Here is a 292-nt window from a genome sequence, read left to right as displayed (position 1 = left end):
ATACAGTACTTTCCACGTATCTGCAACTCCCAATCATACGAATACCCGTAGCGGTTCAGCACCATTGGCTTATACCGCAGCCTACGCCGTCGCATGTTCATGATCAGTAGCACGAAAGCGATGCCGACGTGTCGCCCACCACCCGGAACTTGGCGCGAGTCACACGATTGACCGGCGTATTGTACCCGAATTCCCGCAGCATGTCCGGCACCGTGTATTCCAGCTCAGCGGGATCGTCGGTGCGGTTATCACGACCCGAATACGGATCGGTGTAGAGGAAGTTATCCAAGTC

Annotated in this window: 1 protein-coding gene; it reads right to left on the bottom strand. The window is 55.1% G+C overall.

Annotated elements, in window-relative coordinates; translation table 11 throughout:
• Window positions 1-103: 103 nt before the first annotated feature.
• Window positions 104-292 (bottom strand): hypothetical protein (locus AC1RP1_RS08250; RefSeq protein WP_481762051.1); only part of this gene is annotated, 189 nt, incomplete at its 5' end.

The organism is Dellaglioa sp. CoH-56-MRSF-13 (genome assembly GCF_056782095.1).
Note: the sequence above shows the minus strand (reverse complement) of the source record. Positions and strands in the feature narration are given on the sequence as shown.